The sequence below is a fragment of the Rummeliibacillus sp. BSL5 genome (assembly GCF_052928305.1).
Genome location: NZ_JAVGCV010000001.1, coordinates 1604670 through 1627250, shown reverse-complemented (window position 1 = coordinate 1627250; position 22581 = coordinate 1604670). Strand labels below are relative to the sequence as shown.

Sequence of the window (22581 nt, the reverse complement as noted above, 5' to 3'; positions counted from 1 at the left end):
ATACAATTGTATACAATCGGAATATAAAATTATTGTATACAATTGTATACAATAAATCAATATAAATTATAAGAGCGAATTTTTATTAATAAATTGCTACTGGATTTTTGAATGGAAATTGGACATATAAAAAAGCCGATTCAATTTAATAGAATCGGCAAATTGTTATTTTGATTGCAACACCTTAAGCAGAAAAAGAGGTATCTTCATCATACGTTTTATACGGGTGGGTTGTGTGATTAGGCGATAGAACCATTCAAGATTAAGCTTGATAAAGAGTTGTGGCGCGCGGCGAACATTGCCTGATAACACGTCCAAACTGCCGCCTACGCCCATCATGACACAGTGCTCGAATTGATGGCGGTGGCTAGCTATCCATTCTTCTTGTTTGGGAGCTCCCGTAGCAATAAAGATAAAATCAGGCTTTAAGGACGCTGCCTGAGTAGCTACTGCGTCTCTGTCACCATAGCCATCAGCAGTCCCCACAATATTAATATGGGGGTAGAGGGCGATTGCCTTTTTAGCCGCTGCTTCTGCTATACCAGGCTTGCCACCATAAAAGAAGAATCGATTTTTATTAACATCAGCATTTTTCATAAATGCATGTACTAATTCATAGCCTGGTATCCGTTCCCGCAAAGGCGTACCTAATATTTTAGAACCGATGACAACGCCTATACCGTCTGCGACTACATAGGTGGATCGCTGTACGTATTGTTCATATTGTGCATTTTCTTTTGTTAGCATAACAATTTCTGGATTCGCTGTTACGATTGAAATGGGTTCCTTATTGCTGGTTGCCAAGGTCAAGACATGGCTAACAAACTCTTTTTTGGTAGTATCTACAAAAGGAATGCCCAATATATTTATCTTTTTCATTCAACTTACCTTCCATAACACGTTTTCCCTCATTATATACCACGGAAAGGAATCTTTAAATAAACCGAGTAGACATTATAAAGGAGACCTATGGAAAAGAAAGTAAGGTGTGCATATAGTGCTGAAAATAGGGTAAAACAAATAAGTAGAAATACCTTCGAAAAAAATCTATTTTCTCATTCTATTCTTTGGAATTTATGCTATGATAATCTTTGTGAAATTGAATCTAGAAAGCCGAATTGATAAAATTTTGAAACTTTCATATAGGCTCATTCGTCTATAGTATTGACAATTAAATAATGATAGGAAGTGGATGTGTGATGACTAAAAATCGACGGTATCAGCCAAAGAAAGCATCCATCAAAAGAATAGCTGTATCCATTGTATTAATAGCAGCCATTATCTTGGGTGCGTTTATGCTCCTAACCAAAAATGAAAAGTCAGCAAATGAAAATGAACATATTAAAGTAGAAAAAATCAATAAGCCTAAAAAGGAAGAGACAAAAAAGAAAGAAGAACCGAAAAAGGATCAAGAGGATAAGGTGACAGCTAGCCGTCAAGAGGGAAGTGTGACCAATGATATTCCTGCAACTGGCCAGCCAACGACGACCAAAGAAGAAACAAATGTTGTTATGCCTAAAAATGATACCTCTGCAATTATTGCAAACGCTAAAACGCAAGTCTATACGATCGTGACAGATTTGCAGCAAGGTTCTGGGTTCCTATTTAACAAAAAAGGAGACATTATCACGAATGCCCATGTGGCGAAAGATGCTTCTTATGTTTTAGTTTCAAATGAGCATGGCCAAGAGTTTCAAGGTCAGGTAATTGGAATTTCAAAAAAGACAGACGTTGCTCTTATACGTGTACCAGAACTGGAAGGGAAAGACCCGCTCGTTTTAGATACAGCACCAGCAAGACTTAACACGCCTGTTATTGCAATTGGTAGCCCGAATAATAAGGGCGGCACTTCAACTGAAGGAAAAATCACAAACATTGGCGCAGAGTTTACGGATGAATACACATATAGCGGACTATACGAAATGACGGCTCGTTTGCATCCTGGTTCTAGCGGTGGCCCACTGATTAATGCAGAAACAGGTAACGTAATTGGTATTAATTCGATTATTTTAACAGATCAACCTGAAATAGGTTACGCTATACCAATTAAACAAATAATGAATTTGATTACAGGATGGTCAAACAAAGATGTAGAAATCGATATTGATAACGATCAAGATTTTGATAATGATCACAGAGATGAAGCATATTTAGGGAAAGACTTGATAAAAGATTATATCGATAGCTTCTATGATCTTGTACCACTTGCTATTAAAGACCCTGTTAAAAGACCTTCATATGAGTCCTATATTCTACCAGGAAGCACAGCGCAAAATGCAGCATCTAAGATGTTAGAAACATACACAGCTGAAGGCAGAAAGTATAAAGATTTAAAACATTCAATCGGCAATATTCAAATCACAGACGATTATGCGACTGCCGAAGTTGACTCTACATTCACTTATGTAGATAAAAATAAGCAAGAGCATCAATTGAAAGAAAAAATAATCTATAAAATTGTTATCGACGACTATGCGGATTATCAATTTAAAGAAATTACAATCAGCAGTACTCAAGACGATGGAGCATCTGCAGAAGAGTTGGAGACACCAGAGCAAGATACTGATGTTGAAGAAACACCAGCCGTACAAACGAAAAGCATTAAGGAAAACAAATCTGTTGTAGAACCAAAGTCAACTGAACCTGCAAGTGAAGAAGAAACTTATCAAACTGCATCCTAATGAAAAAGCTCAGCTACGTTAGCTGAGCTTTTTTAACGTACGATATATTGTTCTAACGGGCACTACTTATAACATTCAGTTAGCGAATGCTACCGTAGCTATGAATGTAATTTTTCCAATAAGTGCTCATTGTTTGGTATTGTACATGGCTGCCTGCAGCATGTACAATCATGCCATTGCCTGCATAAATTGCCACATGTGTAATAGCACCGCCACCTACATTAAAGAATACTAAATCTCCTGGTTGTGGATTGCTTGTATATGGTACGGCAGTACGTTGCTGACGACTTGTACGTGGTAAAGTAATACCATGTTTACCTAAAACGTAGCGTGTAAAACCACTGCAGTCAAAACCAGATGGAGTAGTTCCACCATAAACATAAGGAACACCCAAGTAGTTTTTAGCTGTATTAACAATATCACTTTGATTTGTACTAGAAGAAGTTGTTTTAACGCCAGCGCCAGCTTTTAAGTAAGCTGCAGACATCCAGCCTGTTTTGCCTTGTGCACTAACTTTAAACCATGTTCTACCTGAAACAACTTTTTTGTAGCTTGCATTTACAGTTTTATTTTTTTTGAAGTAACCTAACTTTCCTGCAGATAGAGAAGGTGCCTTACGTAATGTTAAGGAATTTGCAGTAACATGGTATTTGCCGCTGATTTTAACAGCTTGTGAGCTTGAAACCATTGTAATAGATGTATGTTCTGTAGTAGTTGCTGTATCGTGTTGTTCCGCTGCTTTTGCTTGGCCAAATCCAATTGTTAATGCTAATGCGCCTGATGCGATAGCCGTTAAGAAAGTTCTCTTTTTCATGAAAGGTCCTCCAACTATTCTAGTAAGTTTTTTTATATTTCGTAGTTATTTAAGTTCAATCGTTATAGTTCAAATGTTATGTTTTATTTCGTTTTTTACAAGTATAACTTTATAAAAAATCTGATAAATTAACAATGCTATTTCGTTTACAGTTATATTACATTCTTGTAACAAAAATAGAGGATAATGATTACAGTTCGACAAAAACGTTGATATATCAAGCTTTCTCAATGTAAAAAAACCCTATCCAAAAATATTAGATAAGGTTTAAAAGTTAGTAATATAGGGGAAATTTATAACTTATAAATCGTAAAATCGTTTATAGCTATCAAAGTGGCTCTTCCAATAAGATTCATTTACCGAAGATACCTGTACATAATCACCGCCGGCATGGACGAATTGGCCATTACCAATATAAATACCTAAATGCGAGATACCAGTCTTGTACGTATTTTTAAAGAATACTAGATCGCCAGGTTTCGGACTGGAAACATAGTAAGAACGCGCTTCGTAGCTAGCAGCGCTTGTGCGGCTGATGTTATTATAACCAGCTTGTTTAAATACATAGTAAATAAAACCGCTGCAATCAAAGCCGCTTGGCGAAGAACCTCCCCATACATAAGGTGTTCCTTTCATAGAAAGCCCAATATTAATAGCATTTTTTAATACTGTAGATGACGCTTGTCCAGGTGTTGGATTAGACACACCTGTTGTATTCTCTTTATCTTGTTGGACTGTTGTCCCGCTATTTTTTACAGCGAGGACTTGCCCTACGCGGATCATATCTGAAGTTAATCCATTCCAAGATTTTAGCTGTGTGATTGTTATACCAAATTTGTGGGCTATTACCGAAAGCGTATCACCTGACACCACTGTATATTTTTTTGCGTTCGAAGGCGCTGTTGGAGTCTTACTCGGTGTCGCTGGTTTCGTGTTATTGCTTGCTGGTTTTGTTGAAGACCCATTAATTTTTAACTTTTGACCAACATAAATAACATGGTTTTTTATGTTATTATTTTTTTCGATTGACGCAATGGATACATTAAAAGCTGCAGCAATCTTTCCTACATAATCACCTGATTTGACAGTATAGGTCGTTGCCTTTTTGCTTGTCGTTGGTTTTGGAGAATTATTCTTGTTAGAAGAAACATGAGTGACTGTAGTGCTTGAGCCAGGTATCTTCAATGTTTGGCCAGCAAAAATAAGGTCATTTTTTAGGCCATTAGCTTTCATTAAGGCTGATAATGTAATACCATGATTGGCTGCAATTTTTGCGATATAATCGCCTGGTTTTACTTTGTACGTACCAGACTTTTTGGTAACAGTTGTCGTTTTACTTGTTGTACTTTTTTTCGGAGCAGAGGTTTTCTTGCTCGCACTGTTGCTCGTTGTGCCTGAGGTTTTTAAGGTTTGTCCTACATAAATAAGATCTGAAGTCAGATGGTTCAGTTTTTTAAGTTTGGTAATTGTCGTATTTTTCTTTTTTGCTATGACATATAGTGAATCACCACTTTTTACCTTGTATGTATTAGTACTTGCTTTCGCATCTTGGTCATGTATTACAAAAGTGGTAGCACATACAGCTAGAGCAGAAACGATTGCTTTTTTCATATAGGTCACTCCTTTTGGGTTGGATCTTATGAGTATATTTTATTAACTGTATTGTAGAGAAAAATGGGATTTAATACAATCAACTGACGAAAAAAGGGAGTTTTGATAGATAGATTGAAATATTTTTAAAATATATGTAGGAGTGGTAGCTACTAAAGGACCATTAAATAAGTAGGTAAAAATAAAAAAAGCGCAATTTGCGCTTTTTCTTTACACTTGAAACACTTGTATTTGTTTGTTTAATGTTTCTGCTAACTGGCTCAATTCTTCTGCTGAGGCTGTAATTTCTTCAACAATTGCATATTGCTCCTCACTCAGGTTAGCAATCTCTTGAGTTTTTGAATTTGTTTCTTGTGAAATAGCATTTACATTTTCAAGGGAAGCTGCCGTTTCCTGAGAGGCTGCTGCCATTTCTTCGGTAATAGTCGATACTTCTTGTATTTCATTAGAAAGATTGATAGACATTGTATAAATCTCCTTGAATGCTTTACCTGTTGTTTGAATATTGTTGAAACCATCATCAGCCTTTAAATTGACTTGTTCCATTTGCTGTACTGTTTTATGCATATACTTTTCGATATTTTCGGTTGTTTCACGTATTTCATTCGCTGAACGTGCCGATTCCTCTGCAAGCTTTCGAACTTCCCCGGCCACTACCGCAAAACCTTTACCATGCTCCCCGGCACGAGCCGCTTCTATTGCTGCGTTAAGTGCTAACAGATTTGTCTGCTCCGAAATTTCAGTAATCGTAGAAAGCATGCTGTTAATTCTCTTTGAACTATTCGCGAGCTCTAATAAAGAAGTTTGGGTTTCTGCCACTTCTGCTTTGATCTCTTTTATTTGTTTGACCGTATTCTCCAGATGCTTTCCACCAAATACCGTTTTGTCTGATGAGTTTGCAGCTGATTTTGCAGCGGAAGCAGCTGATTCGGCTACAGCGCTAATTTGGCTAGCAACAACATTCACTGAATTCGTTCCATTTGTTAAATAGTCAGTTTGCATCGCAGAATCAAGTGCAAGCTGATCAATTTTTTGGCTTACATTTTTAGTTGTATTATTGGTTTGCTCAGTACTCGCGTACAATTCTTCGGAAGAAGCTGCTAGATGTTCGCTCGTTTGTGTTAATGTATGGATCATGTCTCTTAAATTTTGGTACATGCCATTAAATGCTTCCGAAAGTTCATCAATTTCATCATCTTGTCCATGGTGAATTGGTTCAATTGCTAAATTGCCATTCGCTACTTCTAAAACAAAATTCTTTAGTGAGTATATAGGTTTCATTTTATGAGAAAAATAAGATAGAACTACTGCAATATAAATCATAAATAGCGCTAGAAGACCAGCCATTGTGATAATGCTCACTTTTACCTGCGTTTTAGCTTTTGCTACTTGTTTTGCTGTTAATTTTTTTAATGATTTGTCAAAAGAATCAATAGAGCTGCTGATATTATCTTTTAATAAACTATATTCAGTTCCATAAAGTATATCTTTAGCTTGGACGAATTCCTCGGATTTTGCTAATGCGATTGCTTTTTCTTCTAGTGGTTTAAGTTGTTCTGATTGTGTAATCGCATATTCGGCAAGAGCAATAATATCTTCTGGAAGTTGATTGCTCTTTAATTTTTTTAAAGTCTCATCAGCGTTGAGTGAGGATTGGACCTCACGTTCATAAGCTTGTAAGAAACGGCTAGAGCCAGATTCTGCGTATGTACGAATATTAGAAGACTTTGTTTCCGTATTCTTCATCAATGAAAGAGCAATTGAACTGTCTTCACGATTAATTCTTTCGATTTTGTTTTGGTTGGATATACTTTTTGCCAGGTATCCTAAACTTAATCCGTTAAGAATAACTAAAATAGCTGTAATTATGATTGTCAGACGAATCATCTTTTTAATGCTCATTACCACACCTCATATTTTCACAATGGATTTTGTAACTTTTGACTGAATTTACTTATACTTTTACTAGTATAAATGTAACTGCTCCATCTGAAAATAGGCTTGTTTGCATTTTCGACAAATATTTCTTAATTTAGTGCAAAAATAAGATGATTACTTTAAAATAAAATAGAATTACTGTGTAAAAGAGAAGATTTAGTAATCAATACAGGGGGAATAAATAAAAATAAAGGTTATTCCTCGGGAAATAAGTCGGATTAAATAGTAAAAGAACCGCTAAGGGGGAAGCGGTTCTCTTGGGGGAAGGTTTTTTCACATGAATTTATATTTCAAATCGAAATATGCTATGGGAGTTGGATGATTATATTTCCAGTATAACTAAGTACTACAAATTCTATACACTTAATTTCTAATGGAATTAATTTTCTTGTAGCAAAATGAAAGAACTTCTAATCCGTTTATTTTGAACAGAAATCTGTAAGTTTATAGGGAGTATATTTACCTTTAAAGACGAAAGGGGTAGAATGTATTTCTAATCGTCACAAAATAGTCATAATAGTGTAAGGTGGAGGGAAATATATGGCAATACAAAATATTATACGTAGTCTAATAGTAGAAACACCATCAAAACCAGGAAATTTCGCTAAAGTTGCAAAAGCGATCGGCGACCAAGGTGGCGATATCGGCGATATCAAGACGCTAAAGATTGGCACGTTATCTACAATTCGTGATGTTTCTTGTACATGCGACAGTGTAGAACAATTGGATGCCATTGTGGGTGCGTTAAATGGTTTAGAAGATATTACTGTCCGCGCTGTTTCCGACGATGTAATGAAGGCTCATGAAGGTGGAAAAATACATATGTCCAGGAAGATTGATGTTCGTTCACTTAGTGATCTTCGACGTATTTATACACCTGGCGTGGCAAGTGTCTGCCAAGAAATTGAGCGCTCACCTGAGAAAGCAAATTACTTTACAAGCATTGGTAATACAGTAGCGATTGTCACAGATGGTACTGCTATTTTAGGGCTTGGTAATATAGGATCTGTTGCTGGGATGCCTGTCATGGAAGGAAAATCTGTGCTGTTTGACCAATTTGCAGGAATTAGCGGTATACCAATTCTACTTGATACGAGTGATCCTGATGAAGTCGTTGAAACAGTAAAGCATATTTCACAAGGGTTTGGCGGGATTCTTCTAGAGGATATTGGTTCACCTCATTGCTTTGAAATTGAAGAACGCTTAAAGAATGATTTAAATATACCTGTTATGCATGACGACCAACATGGTACTGCGGTTGTAACATTAGCTGCAGTTTTATCTGCTAGCCGTTATGCAGGAGTTGACTTAAAACAAGCAGTTGTTGGACAAGTAGGTCTTGGAGCTGCAGGACTTGCCATTTCTCGTATGTTGATTGAGTATGGCGTGAAAGAAGTATGCGGTAGTGATTTACAAGAAAGTTCTTGTGACCGCTTACGTAGTTTCGGTGGTACAGTCATGAATTCTTTAGAAGAGCTCATGCAAAAATGTGATATTGTGATTGCGACAACTGGTGTCAAAGGTCTTATTAAACCAAGCATGGTGAGAAAAGGGCAAATCATATTGGCGTTGTCCAATCCATACCCTGAAATCACACCAGAGGAAGCATTACAAGCAGGAGCAGCCTATGCGGCTGATGGACGACTTGTAAACAATGTTCTTGGGTTCCCAGGTATCTTCCGCGGTGCTTTAAATGCCAATGCAAAAAGCATTACTTATCCGATGTTGCTGGCTGCAGCAAATGCAATCGTGGATGCTACACATAATGGCGATTTAGTGCCACACCCACTAGATCCGAATGTCCACAGCTCTGTTGCAAAAGCAGTGGAACGAATTGCATTAAAAGAGTTAGATTAAAATAGGTTGGATAACGGAATATCCTGCCTGCTTTCTAAATAAAAAAGGCAACTTTTGTTGGGTTTTCAACTGAAGTTGCCTTTTTACTTTAATTTTAGGTTTGCCAGGTATAAATATATATAAATGGTCTTATATTAAGATGGTAATGCTAGCATGTATGCTTTTAGTTGATGGTAAGTGAGGTAGATTCCAACAGTTGTAATAATCTCTTTGAACAATGGCTTTATACGAAAAAACGAGCATAAGAACGACGGAATCATTCTTATACTCGCTTGTATTCATCATCCTGCTAAAAGAGCAGGGGAATTCTTTCTATTTAAATTAAAATTTAGGATTAAGGTTTTCTACTTTATATACACGGCCATGTTCATCTTTATAGACAATATGTTCGCTATTAAATTTAGTAGGAGAATCCAGGCCTGCAGCAGCTGCTACTCGGTAAAGGCCTTCCCGCATTGTTAAAATATAGTTAGTAACGCGGAACTTTTTCTCATCAACGATTAAACCATTTTGAAGTTTTGGATCTGTTGTAGCTACTCCTGCAGGACATTCATTTGTGTGGCAACGTTGGGCCATAATGCAGCCTACTGAAATCATAAATCCACGTGCTACATTGATTAAATCTGCGCCAAGGCCAAGGATAACTGCTGCACGATCTGAAGTGATAATTTTACCGGAAGCTATGATTTTAACACGGTCTCGAACACCATGTTTTACAAGTGCGTCATGTAAAAGGACAAGACCGCTGTGCAATGGAAGTCCAACACTATCAGCTAAATCTTGATAAGTAGCACCAGTACCGCCTTCAGCACCATCGATAGTAATGAAGTCAGGGCCTTTGCCAGACTCTTTCATATATGAGGCAAGGTTGTCTGCATCATCTGGACTGCCGATTACCACTTTAATGCCGACTGGAAGTCCGCCTACCTCACGAATTTGTTCGATAAAGTCGAATAATGATGGGAAATCATCGAATTGGCGGAAACGGTTTGGACTGTTGATTGTTTTACCAGGTACTACGTTACGGATACGGGCAATCTCTTCGGTTACTTTATCGCCTTCAACGTGGCCGCCTCGTGTTTTTGCACCTTGAGCCAATTTTAGTTCAAAAGCTTTTACTTGTGGTATAGCAGCTTTTTCTTTTAATAATTCAAAACTGAAGTCGCCTTCAAGTGTACGGAAGCCAAATAAACCAGAACCAATTTGTGCGATTAGGTCAGATCCACCAGCTAAATGGTGATCGGAAACGCCACCTTCACCAGTGTTCATCCAAGAGCCTTTGGCTAAGCCGATCCCTTTTGATAAAGCGCTAATTGCATTTTTCCCTAAAGCACCATAACTCATCGCTGATTGGCCAACCAAGCTCTTCACATGGAAAGGCTCACGGCAATTAGGTCCGATGACTACGGCGTCTTCATCAGGCAATAACCATGGTTTAGCGACAATTTTTTCAGTATGCTCTTTACGGCTAATTAGGCTATCTGAATCAATTACATATTTTTGTGTTTCAACTGTTTGTGTTTGGTCTACGCGCATTTCTTCTACTTGTTTAGTAAATGTGGCATTACGAATATAATATCCTGGTTCTTCAAAATTTCTTTTAGAACCAAATCCTATGACATTACTCAAGTATTTCCCGGGTAATACGACATGTAAGAAGTCTTCTCGACTAAATGGTTTCCCTTCATTGTCTCCATCGAATAGATATTGTCGAAGCTCAGGACCGACTTTTTCTGTAATATAGCGGACCCTGCCAAGAACCGGGAAATTTCGCAAGATGGCATGTTGTTTTTGTTTTTTGTCCATTATTTGCAGGAATAATAATGCGATTCCTAGAACAACGACAAAGATTGCCAATAAAATTAAAATAATCGAAGCGACTAATTCATACCACTCCATTTTTGTTACACCCTCAATCCTTTGTGTCTAATTTATGAATATATCTCAATAGCGTATTAAATATATCACACTATGAGATGAATTCAAGCTTTTGTTCTTAAAAAGTTGAGTCTTTTATAAAATTTTTGAAAGCGTTTTTTTATAGTTGTAAATATAATCAAACTTAATAATTATATAGAAGGTAAACGGTTGCCTATAACTGGTTAAAGGGAAGTTTAAAATATTGTTTTATCCTATTAAATGAAAGCACAATAAAAAGCGATTAGAGATTCGCTCTAATCGCTTAAATAATAATATATTATTTTCTTTTTAAGAAAAGAGAAATGATCCAGCCAATCACTGCACCTATTAAAGCGGGAATGAGCCATCCGATTCCTGTTGAATAAAGAGGAATCTGTTTCAAAAACTCTTCATAGGCTGGCCATTCAATTTTTGCACTCTTCAGGCCATCGTAAATACTGATAAATGCTGTAAAAATAAGCGCTGTAATGTAGACGGAACGAGCATCGAGGAACCATTTTGATACTAGCGTTAATACCATCAGTACAATGGCTAATGGATAGATAGCTAAAAGAACTGGTAAAGAAACTGCAATTAGCTGATCTAAGCCAATATTAGCAACAATAGTAGAGAAGATAGCGAAAATCCATACCCAAGCTTTATATGAAATTGATGGGAATAATTTATAGAAAAACTCAGATGAAGCTGTCATTAAACCGATTGAGGTTGTCAGACAGGCCAACAAAATTACCGCAGTTAATAAAATGTTGCCAAATTGCCCATAAAGTATGTTGGCAGACTTTGTGATAATATCAGCTCCACTATTGAATTGCCCAATAGTCTGATAGCTGGACGAACCGATATACCCAAGAGCTAAATAGACGAGTGCAAGTCCAGCTGCTGCAATAAAGGCTGCAAAAATGGTTGTTTTAACGACTGTTGGTTTATGTGTGATGTTTTTCCCTTTTAAAGCCTCGATAATTACAATACCGAAAATTAATGCTGCAAGAAAGTCCATTGTCAAATAGCCCTGTACAAAACCTTCTCCGAAAGGATTTGAGACATATTTACCAATCGCTTTTCCAGCTCCGTCCATTGGTGTAACAATTGATTTTATAGCAAGAGCTGCGATTACAACCAAAAGTGCTGGTGTTAGAATTTTTCCCACTCGGTCAATTAGCTTGCTTGGATTCAATGCAAAAAACATTGTAATTAAGAAGAAGAGTATTGTAAAAATAATTAGTGGCCAGCTCATAGAAGCGGTATGTTCTGATAAATAAGGTTTTACCCCTAATTCGTATGAAACGGTTCCGGTACGCGGCATGGCGAAGAAAGGACCGATAGCTAGATAAACAATTGCTGTGAAGATGATTCCAAATAATGGACTTACTTTAGAAGCCATATCCTGTAATTCGCCGCCTGATTTAGCAACTGTAATAACGCCGAGTAAAGGCAGACCTACACCTGTGATTAAAAATCCTATAATGGCTAAAACAAAATGTTCGCCTGATTGTTGTCCTAGCAATGGCGGGAAAATAATGTTGCCTGCACCAAGGAAAAGGGCAAATAGCATAAAACCTACCGAAATTTTTTCTCCAAGTGACAGTTTTTGAATTTCCATAGAAAAACTCCTTTTTACTTAGGCACTGAAAAATCTAAGAAGTGTTTTAGTGTTTTTCACTGGCCTGTGTTTTGCCGTATATCATTTTTTAATTAGAATAGTAAGTGAATTTATTTAATATCTGAAAATTCTAATTAAAATTTCAAAAGCTATTGATTAGAGTACCATAAAAAAATATCGAAAAAAACACTATTTTGTGATAAAAAGATGAATATTTTTATAATTTGTCGAATACATTAAAATCTTAAGGCTTTTTAAATGTATTTATTTACTATTAACAGTTCTATTTTAAAGAGATCAATAGTCTGGTAATATGAAGAACAATAATTGGAACAATTTGTTCTTAAATACGTCTTGTAATTTTAGAGTATCCCAATTAATATATAGTGAAGATTAGAAATAAGTAGAGCGACTGCATTTTGTCTATGTGTATAAAGAATAGAATTGGGGAAGAAGTACATTTGTGAATGTGAGTGGCCCAATGAATTCCTTGAAAGAGACTGCTATTTTGCTAATTTCGTGCTATAATAGTCTTTGTACTTAATGAGAAATAGTATATCACTGCGTTATTGGGACGCATATTTCATATAAAATGATGTAGAGTTCGTAAGGAGGACGGGTAATATGACTTACCTAGCACTAATTGTAGCTTTTGTTGCTTCAATACTCTTGACTCCGTTCGTTAAGAAACTCGCATACCGCATTGGCGCTGTTGATAAACCAAACCATCGCAAAGTACACAGCAGTGTAATGCCGCGACTTGGCGGTTTAGCCATTTTTATAGCCTTTCTAATAGGAATTGCTGTGGCACATCCTATGGATAAGTCAATGGTTGCTATTTTAATTGGTGGCTTTGTGATTGTTATAACTGGGGCTCTTGATGATATGCTTGAAATTACGCCAAAAGCAAAACTGCTTGGCCAATTGGCAGCAGCATTAATCGTCATCTTCTTTGGCGGCGTTCAAATTGATTTTATCAACTTGCCTTTTGACGGAAAATTAACCTTTGGATATTTTAGTATTCCATTAACAATACTTTGGATATTAGCTATTACAAATGCAATTAACTTAATAGATGGATTGGATGGCCTTGCTGCTGGTGTTTCTACGATTGCTTTAGTTACACTTGCTGGTATGGCGTTTATTATGAGTAATGGTTTTGTACTTGTGATTGCTTTAATTCTTGCTGCAAGTACTTGTGGTTTCTTATTTTATAATTTCCATCCAGCTAAAATTTTTATGGGTGATACAGGCGCGCTGTTCCTTGGATTTATGATTGCCGTTTTATCATTACTTGGTTTTAAAAATGTTACGTTTATCTCTTTGGTTATTCCGATCGTAATGTTGGGCGTGCCAATTTCGGATACGTTCTTTGCTATTGTGCGCCGTTTATTAAATAAACAACCGCCATTTAGTCCTGACAAATCCCATTTGCATCATCGTTTGATGAGTATTGGATTTACTCATCGCCAAACAGTACTGTTAATTTACGGTATTGCAGCGATGTTCGGAGTAGCGGCAGTTACATTCTCGATGGCTACAGTATGGGGAGCTATTTTACTAATCACGGTAATCTTGATTGCCATTGAATTATTTGTTGAAGCGATTGGACTAGCTGGACAAAATTACCGACCACTTTTAAATCTAGTAAGACGTAAATAACTAGTGATTTAAGACGACGTGAAAGATATATCTTTCACGTCTTTTTTTAGTTAATAAATAGATATAGGAGATGAACGACAAAGTGAAGTTTTAGTAAAGAGAGGAAGGATGACTCAGTTCTTATTAAACTCAAAATAGATGGACTATTATAACTAGTGTAGTAGATACGATATCTCCTAATATATGCGTGATCTGAAAGTCCTGCATGAACGTAGTGACGAAGAGATGGAACTAAGCGCGCAGAAAGTGCTTCTTGAAACGGAACTATTATTGCGCAATACTAATATGGATTGAAAAAATTATTGTGAAAGATCAAAAAACACCCCAAAGCTAGATTTGATTCTAACGTTTGAGGTGTTTCTTATTTATTAGCCAATGAAGCGACTTTATTGATTACCGCCGGAATTGTAACTGCCACTATAGTTGTTAGTGGATCCAGATTGATAGCCAGCATTGTTGTTTCCGGCATTATTATTTTGTTGGTTCGTGTTTTGCTGTTGGTTATTCGTGTTTTGTTGATTAGTATTGTTTTGCTGGTTATTATTATTTTGTTGATTAGTGTTGTTGTCAGTTTGTTGATTCGTTTTGTTTAAATCACTGTCACTTATTCCTAATTGTTTTTGCAAAACTTGGCGTGTTTCAGCTAAACCATTTTCGTCAAGTTTATAGTAGTAAACACCTGTAGACATATCATCGTTACCTTTTAATGATAACGACTTAACTTTAGGCATACCGTTTTTCACATATGCTGCAAGTGACTTCATTTCGCCGAACGTCATATTGGTTTTCATATTGTTGCCGATTGCTTCCAAGATGTCATCATATTTTGTGAATGATGAAACGGAAGAAGCTTTTTTAATAATGGCTTTTAAAATCATTTGTTGGCGTTCGCCACGCTGTATGTCGCTGTCTTGATGACGTGTACGTGCAAGCGCTAATGCTTCACTACCATTCAGAACTTGCTTTCCTGGTTTTAAATTAATGGTCCGTTTGTCATTTTCATCTAACTCATGTAGGGCGTACGGTACTTTCACTTCGATACCGCCTAATGCATCTACAATCTGAATAAACGCATCAAAGTTCAATCGATAATAGTAATCCACTGGAACATTCAACAAGTTTTCAACAGTATCGATTGTTGCTTGTGTACCGCCATATGCATGGGCATGCGTAATTTTATCTTGGTAGCCTACATAGGGAATATATACATAAGAGTCACGCGGAATGCTCAATAGTTTTACTGATTTATCTTTGTTATTTAAAGTGGCAAGCATTAACGCATCTGAGCGGGAATGATCAGTGCCTTGTTCTCGTTTTTCGCTGTCGTCAATCCCAACAAATAGGATTGAGATATTGTCTTTCAACGGTTCTACTTTTTCAGTACGCAAATCAGATTTTTCACGTTCGTTTTCATTGTCATATGCTTTGTTAGCAGCTTTTTCGCCTTGTTTATATAAATAGTATGCATAGGCACCGCCAGAAACGAGCATTAATGCAATGACAATTAAAAAGACTTTTAAAGCGAGACGCGACTTTTTCTTCTTAGGCGTCTTTTTCACTCTTTTCTCTTTTTTTGCCTGTATTCTAGAATTTGTCATATATAATCTCCTCTAAATTTAGGAATACTAAGTGTAGATAATTATTTGACGCTATTCAAAAGAAAGAAGTTTCTTTTAGCACATATAGCGAACTTCATTATACTATGTGAAAATGTAAAGGTAAAATTAAAATTTCATTATATTTTGTCGAATTCACGAAATACTTTGTCAACACATGTAATCATTACTTGCCCATTAGTCATGTTTGTCAACCATTCGCTAAACTCTGCTTCTTGTTCTTCAGGAACATATACGTAAAATTCTACATTATCTGCGTAAGCAATCTCTTTAATTAAATAAGAAGAATTTCGAATTTCATTTTCTAGTTTTCCGAGCCAGGTATAGTCAATTGCTGCTTTCATAACATTATGTAACTTGCGTTCTACGACTCCGCTAGCCTCAATACCAGCAGACGCTGCTTTACCATATGCTCGTACTAAACCGCCTGCACCTAATTTTATGCCACCGAAGTAGCGGGTGATGACAATGACTGTATCTTGCAAGTTTTGTTTTTTGATAACTTCTAATATAGGTACACCGGCAGTTCCACTAGGTTCCCCATCATCATTTGCTTTTTGGTATTGGTTATTCTCACCGATTATATATGCAGAGCAGTTGTGATTTGCAGAATGATGTTCTTTTTTAATTGATTGAATAAAGTCTAATGCTTCTTCCTCATTTTCCACTCGTTTACAATTAGCGATAAATCTTGATTTTGATATTACAATTTCATTGGAACCAGCGCTTTTTATTGTTAAATAATTTTTTCTCATGTTACACTCCTCTTTATATAGGTCCTATTTCGTGAAGCCTTAGACATCTGTTTGTCATCATAATTTAATAGTCTTAAGTCTGACACGTGATATAATAATGATGTGAATACAGTAGGAAAGATATATAAGCCAGCAAACAGGCGAAGTATTGATTTAAATGTAGCACAAAAAATAAGGGTGATGTGAATGTTAAACGATAAATTCGACTTAGAATCGTTGGATTTAATCTTCAACCGAATGATTAAAACCATCGACGAATCAAAGAATGACATCTTCACTATCAGTGAACAGAGTCGCAAAACATTTGATGAAATGAAACTCGAGCTGGAACAAGTTCGTTCTAAAATAAAGGAAGTAATTCTGGAAAATGATGTGCTAGAGAAAAAGTCACGATTGTCGAGAGTTCGTTTAGCGGAAGTTTCTAAGAATTTCAACATTTATAGTGAAGCAGAGATTCAAAAAGCCTATGACCAAGCAAATAAGATTCAAATTCGTTACTCGATTCTTCAAGCAGAAGAAAGGTTATTACGTGATAAGAGGGATGACTTAGAAAGAAGAATGCGCTCCCTACTCGATACAATTGAACGGGCGGATCATTTGGTTAGCCAAGTTAACGTGGTGCTGAATTATTTGACCGTTGATTTGAAGAGCATTCGTCCGGCATTAGAAAATGCAAAGATGCGTGAAGATTACACCATGAAAATTATTGAAGCCACTGAAGAAGAAAGAAAACGGATTTCAAGAGAAATTCATGATGGTCCCGCACAAATGCTTGCTAATGTATTGCTACGCACTGATATAATTAATCGTACATATCAAGAACGAGGTATTGAAAAAGCTTTGCTGGAAATAGTAGAACTAAAGGGTTTGGTGCGGGATGCCTTGCATGAGGTAAGACGTATTATTTATGATTTACGGCCTATGGCTCTAGATGACTTAGGAATCGTGCCGACCTTGAAAAAATACCTAAGTTCTGTAGAAGAGTATCATCAAGGAACGAAGGTTTATTTCCAAAGCATTGGAGAACAGACCCGGCTTGATTCAAAATACGAAGTGGCCATTTTCCGTTTGGTGCAAGAGTGTGTAAATAATGCAATCCAACATGGAAAATCACATCAGGTGTGGGTTAAACTAGAGAGTTGTAAAGACTTTATCAACATCTCCATTAAAGATGATGGCATTGGGTTTAATCCACAAACTACAAAACAGAATTCTTTTGGCTTGATTGGAATGAAGGAACGTGTCGATTTGCTAGGTGGCGAAATGAATTTAAATTCTGTAGAAAAACAAGGAACGCACATCATGTTTAAAATACCAATTAAAACAAAATAGAGAATTTAGGTGCAATTTAGGAGGAAGTTTTCATGACAAAAATTATTATTATTGATGATCATCAATTATTCCGCGAAGGGGTTAAACGTATATTGGACTTTGAAGATTCATTTGAAGTCGTTGCAGAAGGCGATGATGGTACGGATCTTATCCAACTATATGAAGAGTATCAACCAGATGTTGTCCTGATGGATATTAATATGCCACAAAAAAATGGCGTCGAAGCAACAGCTGAGCTTATTGAAGGACACCCTAATGCTAAAGTGATGATTTTGTCCATCCATGATGACGAGTCATATGTATCGCATGCATTAAAATCAGGTGCATTAGGTTATATGCTTAAAGAAATGGATGCGGATGAAATTGTTGATGCGATTAAAATCGTAGCTGCTGGCGGCTCCTACTTGCATCCAAAAGTAACAAGAAACTTAGTAGCGGAATACCGTCGTTTAAGCGAACGCGAAAACAAAGGTTCATTCCATCAAACAGAAATTCGCCGTCCATTCCACTTGCTTACAAAGCGTGAATGTGAAGTGCTACAACTTTTAACAGACGGTCAAAGCAATAGAGCAATTGGTGAAACATTATTCATCTCAGAGAAAACAGTTAAAAACCATGTATCAAGCATTCTTCAAAAAATGAATGTAAACGACCGTACGCAAGCAGTTGTTACAGCAATTAAAAACGGCTGGGTCGAAGTAAGATAAGAAAATTAAAAAGCTAGAGTATAGCGGAGTTCGAGCCGCTACTCTAGCTTTTTACTATTTATATCGTGTTAAGGTGAATGCCGAGGAAGTTAAAAGAAGATGACACGCTATCTTAACTGGATTATACTGATATTGTTTGAAATGAAACATATTAATTAGTTTGACGTCAATATGTTTGCTGAATACAAAGTAGGAGGGCCTCATCCATGTTTTTACGAAAGATAGCGCTAATCGGTGTATGTGCGTTGATGCTAGCTGCATGTGGCAACAACGATGAAAAAGCGAGTAGCAATACAGGGTCGACCAAAGATAGTGATTATACATCTCAAAATAACGCGATTAATCACGGTATTTCCGATACGAAACAAAATACAGAAACGAATGAACAGGCCGCGAAACCATCTGTCTCTTCAGATGATGAAGGTGTAGGTTTTGAGCTAAATTCAGACGGTAAAGTTGATGAAGATCAAACAGCGCCAGCTGAAGAGAAAAAAGCTATATTAGCCGTCTTCGATGAATATATTGCTGCTTTTAATGATAAAGATATTGATCGATATGCCAAAACCATTGCTGATAAACCACAAGGCTTCGATTATAAAGAAGAAATTGACTACACTAAACAAGCGTTTAAAGACTATGATGTAAAGCGTACCGCTAAAAATATTACCTTGAAGAAATACAAGGACAATTACGCAGAAATTTTTGCGAATATCAAAACAGTTGTGAAACAAGATAGCAACTCCTTCACACAACCACTCAACCAAGTGACAGTGATGACGAAGGAGAACGGCAAATGGGGCGTTTCTGCTGTCTATGTCATGGGAACAAAAAAATAGAAGTACTGCTAATGGACGCGGAGAAATCTTTGCGTTCATTTTTGTTTTGCCGGGTTTAGCTATTTCCCATTGAACATAACAAGTGATCTATTATAGAATTGTATTTATGTAGGTAGGGGAGTGAACAATTAATGACAACCGCCATCGTTACAGATAGCACAGCCTATCTGTCAGAGGATGAAATAAAAGATTTAAATATACATGTAGTCCCACTAAGCGTTATTTTTGAGGGAGAGTCTTATGAGGAAGGTGTCGATCTAGACGTAGGGACGTTCTATAAAAAAGTTCGGGAAGAAAAAGAGCTTCCTAAAACATCGCAGCCGCCAATCGGCAAATTTGTCTCCTTGTTTGAAAAACTAGCGAAAGACTATGATGAAGTCGTAACTATCCATTTATCAAGTGGTATTAGTGGAACATATCAAGGCGCTGTACAAGCTGGTGAGATGGTCAAAAATTTAGATGTACATGGTTTTGATAGTGAAATTGCCTGTTACGTCCAAGGCTTCTATGTCATTGAGGCAGGTAAAATGGCCAAACAAGGTGCTTCTGCAAAAGAAATCATAGCGAAACTTGAAGAAATGAAAAAAACAGTTCGTGCTTACTTTATGGTGGACGATTTGGCGCACCTGCAACGTGGTGGCCGCCTGTCAGCAGCATCAGCTTTAATCGGTGGGTTGCTGCAAGTAAAACCTATCTTGCATTTCCAAGATAAAGTGATTGTCCCATTTGAAAAAATCCGTACACGTAAAAAAGCGCTTAAGCGTATAGAAGATTTACTAGGAGAAGATGTAGCAGTCCATTCAAATATTAAAGCTTCCGTCATCCATGGTAACTGTGAAGAGGAAGGGAAAGAATGGATGCATGTCCTTCAAGAAAAATATCCATCCGTTGAATTTACATTAAGCTATTTCGGTCCTGTCATTGGTACGCATCTTGGCGAAGGTTCACTTGGGCTTGGATGGTATCGAAAATAATTGTTAAAATCCCGTTGATGCAAGTTTGTCTATCGGGATTTTTTCTTTTATGAAATATCCCTTGTTATGACTCTTGAATATCGCTAAACTTAATTCAATCCAACCCCAGAATTGGAGGGAATCATTGCGATTTCAGTTAAACAAATCACAGCTTATTCTTACCCAATCTTCCCCTTTACACCTTTTGCATCATCAGTTTCAAGACTTTTTAACTGGCAGGCTATGGCTACGCAATCAATCATTTTTAAGAAATGAAACAATCGATCAGCAAATTGAGCTTGGCTATGTAGAAGTCATCTCTGGCGTTCAATTAATCTCTACAACTAATCATTTATTTTCCAAAGAAAAATGGCAATGTAATCGTTGTCGCAATATAAACCAACACTTTTTCGCATGTTTTCATTGTGCAAAGTGTGAACAAACATGTGTGTATTGCAGGCATTGCATTAACATGGGCAGAGTCAGTTCCTGTACACAATTAATAAAATGGATTGGTCCTCGAAAGAAAATAGTGACAAAAGGAAATACGTTTATATGGGAAGGTACCTTTACACCTCAGCAAGAAAAAGCTTCTGTCGAGCTGATAGAAAGTGTACGCCTAAGTAGAGATCATCTTACGCATGCAGTATGTGGCGCGGGGAAAACTGAGATTTTATTCCCGGTCATTGCTGAATGCTTAAAGAGCCATAAACGAGTATGTGTGGCGACGCCTCGAACAGATGTAGTGCTCGAGCTTGCTCCGCGGATTCAAAAAGTGTTTCCACAAACATTTGTACAAGCACTTTATGGGGGAGCGGAGGTAGATAAACGCTATTCCCAACTCATCATTGCAACGACACATCAGCTTTACCGTTTTGAAGAGGCATTTGATGTAGTCATAGTTGATGAAGCGGATGCCTTTCCATATACATTTGATCAAACATTACAAGAAGCTGTGCAGAAAGCAAAGAAACTGGAAGCACCCATTCTTTATGTCACCGCAACACCATCTGATGAATTGAAAAATAGGATTAAAAAAAGCAATGGTGGATATTCTTTTATTGCTAGAAGATATCATACACACCCTTTACCTGTGCCGCGTTTTGATTCATTGTTCAGTTATCAAAAGAAACTTACACAAGGCAAAATACCTCAAAAGCTAAAGCAATGGGTCTGTGATCGGCTGGAGAATGAAGAACCTTTTTTAGTCTTTTTTCCTACAATTGAGCTAATGGAAAAGTCGGTTGGTTTATTTCAGCAATTGCATCCAGCTATACAAGCTGTTCACGCAGAGGACTCAGTCCGAAAAGAAAAGGTGCTATTGTTAAGGCAGAGTAAAATACCAGGGCTTTTGACTACAACTATTTTAGAACGTGGCATCACCATTCCACGAGTGCAAGTAGCGGTGGTTGGTTCGGAAAGTGCCATTTTCAACAAAAGTGCACTCATACAAATTGGTGGACGTGTCGGCCGCTCAGCGGACCATCCTTCAGGAGATTTAGTATTCTTCCATCATGGCATTACGTTGGAAATGGATGAGGCACGAAGGGAAATCGTAAAGCTGAACGAAATGGAAGTGATTCAATGATGCACTGCTATTTATGCTCAGCACCATTGCGTCAACAACTTACTTGGAAGCTGCTGTTTACTTCAATGCCCGAGCCTGTTGTCTGTGAGAAGTGCTTGAGGAAATTTGAGCGGGTACAAGACAGCGAGCAAAAATATGAAGATGTCTTTGCGCTATATCACTATAATGAAGCGATGCATGATTATCTTCACCAATTCAAATTTGGGCAGGATGTTGTTTTGGCAGAAGTTTTTCGGTCAGACATTGCTACTTATTTGAAAAATAGTTCTACCTCCATTGTTCCAATTCCTATGCATCCTTTAAAGAAAAAAGAACGGACATTTGCTCAGGTGGACGAACTATTGAGGGCTGCCAGCATCCCTTACACACATTGCCTAGAGAAAAAGACTACGCAAAACCAGGCGACTAAATCAAAAATGGAGAGGGAGCAATCAGAGCAATTTTTCAGTTTAACGGAAGATTGTCAAATAGAACATATCGATTATTTGTTGGTCGATGATATTGTGACAACAGGAACAACCCTGAAACATGCTGTTGCGTTACTAAGGGAAGCAGGGGCGAGGACAGTAACGTCATTTGCACTGATTCAAGGATAATTTTACTTGTAGTAATATAAACTCTTATTGACTTTTCACTTAATTTTCTATAGGCATATGCTTTTTGTTTTGCTATGATGTCCATAGAATGCCAAAAGTCTTAGTGGCTATAAGT

At 37.1% G+C, this 22581-nt stretch carries 17 protein-coding genes; 9 read left to right on the top strand and 8 right to left on the bottom strand.

Translation table 11 applies throughout. From position 1 onward, the window contains the following. Window positions 1-165: 165 nt before the first annotated feature. Window positions 166-879 (bottom strand): WecB/TagA/CpsF family glycosyltransferase, encoded by a 714-nt coding sequence (locus RCJ93_RS08190; protein WP_150283652.1) that lies wholly within the window; start codon window positions 877-879, stop codon window positions 166-168. 320 nt (window positions 880-1199) lie between these two features. Between RCJ93_RS08190 and RCJ93_RS08185 the strand changes: the two genes are divergently transcribed. Beyond that, window positions 1200-2681 (top strand): S1C family serine protease, encoded by a 1482-nt coding sequence (locus RCJ93_RS08185; RefSeq protein WP_446738966.1) that lies wholly within the window; start codon window positions 1200-1202, stop codon window positions 2679-2681. A gap of 79 nt (window positions 2682-2760) precedes the next feature. Here RCJ93_RS08185 and RCJ93_RS08180 read toward each other — a convergent pair whose 3' ends face one another. The 3 genes from RCJ93_RS08180 to RCJ93_RS08170 all read right to left on the bottom strand — a co-directional run bounded on the left by RCJ93_RS08180 (window position 2761) and on the right by RCJ93_RS08170 (window position 7008). After that, window positions 2761-3495 carry a C40 family peptidase gene (locus tag RCJ93_RS08180; protein WP_066784520.1) on the bottom strand — a complete coding sequence of 245 codons (735 nt, stop codon included), beginning with the start codon at window positions 3493-3495 and terminating at the stop codon, window positions 2761-2763. Window positions 3496-3795: 300 nt separating this feature from the next. Continuing rightward, window positions 3796-5106 carry a LysM peptidoglycan-binding domain-containing protein gene (locus tag RCJ93_RS08175; protein WP_446738784.1) on the bottom strand — a complete coding sequence of 437 codons (1311 nt, stop codon included), beginning with the start codon at window positions 5104-5106 and terminating at the stop codon, window positions 3796-3798. Between the two features lie 210 nt (window positions 5107-5316). Next, window positions 5317-7008, bottom strand: coding sequence for a methyl-accepting chemotaxis protein (locus tag RCJ93_RS08170; protein ID WP_446738783.1), 1692 nt, complete (start codon window positions 7006-7008; stop codon window positions 5317-5319). Window positions 7009-7584: 576 nt separating this feature from the next. Here RCJ93_RS08170 and RCJ93_RS08165 point away from each other — a divergent pair. Further along, window positions 7585-8901, top strand: coding sequence for an NAD-dependent malic enzyme (locus RCJ93_RS08165; protein ID WP_150283656.1), 1317 nt, complete (start codon window positions 7585-7587; stop codon window positions 8899-8901). Between the two features lie 321 nt (window positions 8902-9222). On the opposite strand, the gene RCJ93_RS08160 is transcribed toward RCJ93_RS08165, so the two are convergent. Further along, window positions 9223-10800, bottom strand: a complete 1578-nt coding sequence (locus RCJ93_RS08160) for an FMN-binding glutamate synthase family protein (RefSeq protein WP_147194834.1) — start codon at window positions 10798-10800, stop codon at window positions 9223-9225. A gap of 298 nt (window positions 10801-11098) precedes the next feature. After that, on the bottom strand, window positions 11099-12421 hold the full coding sequence (brnQ, locus tag RCJ93_RS08155) for a branched-chain amino acid transport system II carrier protein (RefSeq protein ID WP_147194831.1): 1323 nt from the start codon (window positions 12419-12421) through the stop codon (window positions 11099-11101). A gap of 624 nt (window positions 12422-13045) precedes the next feature. On the opposite strand from brnQ, the gene RCJ93_RS08150 reads away from it, so the two are divergent. Beyond that, a complete protein-coding gene (locus tag RCJ93_RS08150; RefSeq protein ID WP_150283658.1) occupies window positions 13046-14083 on the top strand; it encodes a glycosyltransferase family 4 protein in 1038 nt (345 codons plus the stop codon). A gap of 386 nt (window positions 14084-14469) precedes the next feature. Here RCJ93_RS08150 and RCJ93_RS08145 read toward each other — a convergent pair whose 3' ends face one another. Continuing rightward, window positions 14470-15681 carry an LCP family protein gene (locus RCJ93_RS08145; protein ID WP_150283659.1) on the bottom strand — a complete coding sequence of 404 codons (1212 nt, stop codon included), beginning with the start codon at window positions 15679-15681 and terminating at the stop codon, window positions 14470-14472. 137 nt (window positions 15682-15818) lie between these two features. Continuing rightward, window positions 15819-16454 carry a YigZ family protein gene (locus RCJ93_RS08140; protein ID WP_150283660.1) on the bottom strand — a complete coding sequence of 212 codons (636 nt, stop codon included), beginning with the start codon at window positions 16452-16454 and terminating at the stop codon, window positions 15819-15821. A gap of 186 nt (window positions 16455-16640) precedes the next feature. On the opposite strand from RCJ93_RS08140, the gene RCJ93_RS08135 reads away from it, so the two are divergent. From RCJ93_RS08135 to RCJ93_RS08110, 6 genes are all read left to right on the top strand, one after another. Then, window positions 16641-17786 (top strand): sensor histidine kinase, encoded by a 1146-nt coding sequence (locus tag RCJ93_RS08135; RefSeq protein ID WP_446738782.1) that lies wholly within the window; start codon window positions 16641-16643, stop codon window positions 17784-17786. A 32-nt stretch (window positions 17787-17818) separates the two neighbouring features. Next, window positions 17819-18493 (top strand): response regulator transcription factor, encoded by a 675-nt coding sequence (locus tag RCJ93_RS08130; protein ID WP_066784550.1) that lies wholly within the window; start codon window positions 17819-17821, stop codon window positions 18491-18493. 206 nt (window positions 18494-18699) lie between these two features. Then, window positions 18700-19329, top strand: coding sequence for a nuclear transport factor 2 family protein (locus tag RCJ93_RS08125; protein ID WP_150283662.1), 630 nt, complete (start codon window positions 18700-18702; stop codon window positions 19327-19329). A 131-nt stretch (window positions 19330-19460) separates the two neighbouring features. After that, complete coding sequence (locus tag RCJ93_RS08120; protein WP_446738781.1) at window positions 19461-20303, top strand: DegV family protein; 843 nt, start codon at window positions 19461-19463, stop codon at window positions 20301-20303. Window positions 20304-20427: 124 nt separating this feature from the next. Next, window positions 20428-21870: a DEAD/DEAH box helicase gene (locus RCJ93_RS08115; protein ID WP_446738780.1), complete on the top strand. Its 1443-nt coding sequence runs from the start codon at window positions 20428-20430 to the stop codon at window positions 21868-21870. Next, window positions 21867-22466: a ComF family protein gene (locus tag RCJ93_RS08110; RefSeq protein WP_446738779.1), complete on the top strand. Its 600-nt coding sequence runs from the start codon at window positions 21867-21869 to the stop codon at window positions 22464-22466. Before RCJ93_RS08115 ends, RCJ93_RS08110 begins: the two co-directional genes overlap by 4 nt. The last annotated feature ends 115 nt before the right edge of the window (window positions 22467-22581 follow it).